Source organism: Polaribacter sp., assembly GCF_965656025.1.
In the GTDB taxonomy this organism is placed as follows: Bacteria; Bacteroidota; Bacteroidia; order Flavobacteriales; family Flavobacteriaceae; genus Polaribacter.
The window spans coordinates 1-4,321 of the sequence record NZ_CBFHJT010000091.1; the positions used below are offsets into that span (position 1 = coordinate 1).

At 32.0% G+C, this 4,321-nt stretch carries 2 protein-coding genes; one reads left to right on the forward strand and one right to left on the reverse strand.

What is annotated here, in order from left to right:
* Window positions 1-95: 95 nt before the first annotated feature.
* A complete protein-coding gene (locus ACTG3S_RS13285) occupies window positions 96-1,010 on the reverse strand; it encodes a dihydrodipicolinate synthase family protein (RefSeq protein WP_439129825.1) in 915 nt (304 codons plus the stop codon).
* Window positions 1,011-1,315: 305 nt separating this feature from the next.
* On the opposite strand from ACTG3S_RS13285, the gene ACTG3S_RS13290 reads away from it, so the two are divergent.
* Window positions 1,316-4,321 (forward strand): SusC/RagA family TonB-linked outer membrane protein (locus ACTG3S_RS13290; protein WP_439129826.1); only part of this gene is annotated, 3,006 nt, incomplete at its 3' end.

The window sequence follows — 4,321 nt, forward strand, 5'->3', positions numbered from 1 at the left end:
AAAAAAAGAACCTCCAAAAAGAGCAATTCCTCCTAAGTAAATAAAAAATACAATAATATCGATAGTGTTCATTGGTGGTTATATTTAACAACTAATTATTTAAGAACTTTGTCAAGGTCAGCTTTTATGTTTTCTATGTTTTGTCTAACAACTTTCATTTCTTTTTCTTCAAAAGAATGAAATGGAGGTGCAATATTTGCATTCATAATTTCTAAAGCTACTAAACCGCCTTTCATACCCTTTAAATAACTTGATCCAAAAGAACCTAAGCTATAAATTTTGGTAGATATTTCCATGACCAAATATTGAAGTTCATCAATTCTTTTAAAATCTTTTGCAATTGTTGCTTTATACAATTCAACATATAGTTTTGGAAACATATTAGATCCACCATTTACTCCGCCATTACCACCCATTAAAACAGTTTGTGAGGTAACTTCTTCTGGACCTACTAATAAAGAAAAATCTTTGTTTTTTAATAAATGAACAAGTTTTTGAAAATATACTATATTGGCAGAACTATCCTTTAAACCAACAATATTAGGATGCTCAGAAAGTTTAAGTGTCGTTTCAATATCAATATTTGTTTTGGTATGAGATGGCATATTATATAAGTAAAGGGGCAAAGATACCTGATCAGCTAAACTCCAATAATATTTATAAAGTTCAATTTGCCCAAGACCATAATAATAAGGTGGTGCAGCAACAACAGCTGTAGCTCCTGCTTTTTTAGAAACAGATGCAAGTTTTACACTTTCTTCTATAGAAGTATCTGTAATACCAACAAAAACAGGAACTCTATTATTTACAATTTTACAACTTTCAATAATAAGATCAATTCTTGTTTTATAGCTTAAGTTGGTAGCTTCACCAGTTGTGCCAAGAATAAATAATCCATGAACACCTCCAGAAATAATATGTTCAATTAGTTTTTTTGTGCTCTTTATATCTAATGATAAATTATCAGATAAAAGAGGAGTAACCATGGGGGTGATAATGCCGTTTATCATACTTTTATTGTCTTAATATTAATTTTTAAATTGTTATTTAAATCAGTGTGTTATTTTGAGTATACATAAATAATAATAACGTATAACTTGGTTTACGATAATAAAGTAGTATTTTTATTATCATAATGTCAAAGTTCTACAAATAAAATATAAGAGATTTATAAAATTGGTCGCCGTTCAAAAATGGTACGTAATTCTCCTTAAATTGATAATATTAGCACTCTGAGATGAATCAATAAATAATCAAAAATTGATACAATTTTCTAATATTATTTTTTAAATAATTGTAAATTAAATTAATAAGTATGAATAAAATATTTATAAAGACATGTATTTTGTTTTTTGTTAGCTTGCTAAATTTTTCTGTGCTAGCTCAAAACACTAGTGGTAAAATACAGGTTAAGGGTACTGTTGTAGATCAGTCAGATTTTCCACTGCCAGGAGTTTATGTTATTGAAAAAGGCACATCAAATGCTATTGCAACTGATTTTGATGGAAACTTTACACTTTCAGTACAACCCAAGGCTATCTTAGTATTTTCTTATTTAGGGATGAAAAAAGTTGAATATCCTATAGGGGATAAGACAACCTTTAGAATTGTATTAGAAGAGGACGCGCAAGCATTAAATGAGATAGTTGTAGTAGGATATGGCTCTCAAAGAAAAGAAGCTATTACAGGTGCTGTCTCCAGTATTAAAGGAGATGAAGTAGAAGATTTGCCAGTAGGTAATTTAGCTTCAGCCCTTGTTGGTCGTGTTTTGGGGGTAGATGTATCTGGTGGAGAATCTAGACCAGGTGCTCCTGCTCGTTTAACTATTAGAAGCCCACTTACAGGAGAAACAGCAAGGTCTAAATATGCTACTGCTCTTGGAGCTACAGATCCTTTGTATGTAATAGATGGTGTAGTTCAGATAGATCCAAATACTGGTTTTAGTGACCCAACTCAGTTCAATAATTTAGATGCTTCGCAAGTAGAAAGTATTTCTTTCTTAAAGGATGCTGCTGCAGCAATTTATGGTTCTAGAGCGTCTCAAGGAGTTGTTTTAGTAACCACTAAAAGAGGTAAAAAAGGGCCTGCGAAGTTTACTTACAGTGGTAACTTTTCAATTTCAGATGAAAGTTATAGAACAAAGGTTTTAAATGCATATGAATATGGTAAAACGTTTAATATTTTAAATAGTATTAATCCAAGAAATAATATTGGAAATCTATATGATCCTAATGATCCGGCACCTAATAGTCAATACTTCTTTTCTCCTGCAGAGTTAAAACATTTCAAAACGATAAATTATAATGCTTTAGATCAATACTGGTCACCTGCAGGTACGCAAAGACATAACCTAAATATATCTGGGGGTTCTGAGGATGCAACTTATTTTGGTGGTATTTCATATTTTACACAAGATGGTAATTTAGGTTCGTTATTTTATGATCGTTGGTCTTTTAGAGCTGGTACTAATGTAAATATTGGAAAAGGGTTAAAAGTTGATTTTCAAGTTTCAGGTTATTTTACAGATGTTAGTAGAACGGCTAGTTCAATTGGAAATCAATCAGGTGAAGATGATTATAGGCAATTACAAAATAGAACACCATTTATGCCAATGTATGTAAATGGCTTGCCTGCTGTTTTAAGTGGTTCTGATGGAGGTGATGAGCTGTTTCAGTTTCATTATGGTGAGTTACTAAGACTAAATAATCTGTCTAATAATTCAAGTAACAATATTACAACTAATGTAAACTTAACCTATGAAGTACCTTTTATAGAAGGTTTAAAGTTAAATCTTAATTACTCTAGACAACAAGGAAGTAATAGGGGAGATCAAAAAGGGAGTATTTACAATTTATATCAGTTTTTTGGAGCAGATCAACTTGATCCAGCTACACAAGGACAAACTTATATCGTTTATGAAGATGGCACAGGTCCTTTAGGAACAAATTCTATAAGATTAGAGCAAGAAGTTGTAAATAATGATAGAATATTAATTGATTATGGAAAGAGTAAAAATGAGCAAGCTCGTTTTCAGGCGTCATATGATAAGGATTTTGGGAAGCACAGTGTTTCTGGTTTATTTGCAGTTGAAAGAGCCGAAAGACAACTTAATGAACTTCGTGTAATTAAATATGGTATTCCAGAGTATTTTAATGGAAATTTACTTCAAACAACTGGGGATTTTGATCAAAATAATTCAACAAATAAAAAAGCTGAATCTGGAGACTTAGGTTATATAGGTAGGTTAAATTATAATTTTGATAATAAGTATTTTGCTGAATTTTTATTCAGATCAGATGCTTCCGCAAAATTTGCTCCAGAAAATTATTGGGGTACTTTTTACTCTGTTTCTGGTGGATGGATAGTTTCAAAAGAAAATTTCTTCAAATCGAATGTTTTTGATTATTTGAAAGTTAGAGGTTCTGTTGGTTTAGCAGGAAATGATGATATTAGACCTTGGAAATGGCGTCAAACTTTTCAGTTTCAAGATGGTGAAGGAGCTATTTTTGGAAGTGACCCTACATTGTCAGTTGGTTTAGAAGATAATGGACAAGCGAATAGAGGGGTAAGATGGAGTAAAGAATTGAAAACAAATTTTGGAATAGAGGCCAGATTTTTTGATAATAGATTATCTGCTACTATCGAAAACTACTACAATATAGGTACTGAACAACTTCTAGATTTAACATCTGGAGTGCCTTTTACAGTGGGTGGTGCAACAGCGCCATCAAATGCAGGAAGATGGGATAGATGGGGGTCTGAAGTAGGTTTAGGTTGGAGTGATAACATTGGCGATGATTTTAATTATGCAGTTAATATAAATACCAACTGGTCTAATTTTCAACTTATTAAAGGAAATTTTGCGAATCCAGATTTTTGGTATCCTTGGCAGCCTAGTCAACCTGGAGGTGATAGAGGTGTTTGGGGATATGATTATCAAGGAATGTTTAAAACGCAAGATGATATTGATAAGTACATTGCTGAGACTGGAATTACCAAAGTATTTGATATAGATGCAGATCAACTTCAACCAGGTATGTTGTATTATAGAGATGTTAGGGGGCAATGGGATCCAGAGACAAGAACATTTGCAGAAAAAGATGGGATTATTGATCAATTTGATCAAATTCAATTACAAAAACCAGCTAGAGGTCCTCAAGGTTTTAATTCTGCAATTAGAATGTCTTATAAAGGGATAAGCTTTAGCACAGTTTTAAGTGTAAATTGGGGAGGATATCGAGAAGTTGGTAGAGCAAAAGAAGCATTTGATTCTTTTGTAATTGGTGGAAACTATGAAAATAGACCTTCTTTTTGGGCAAAT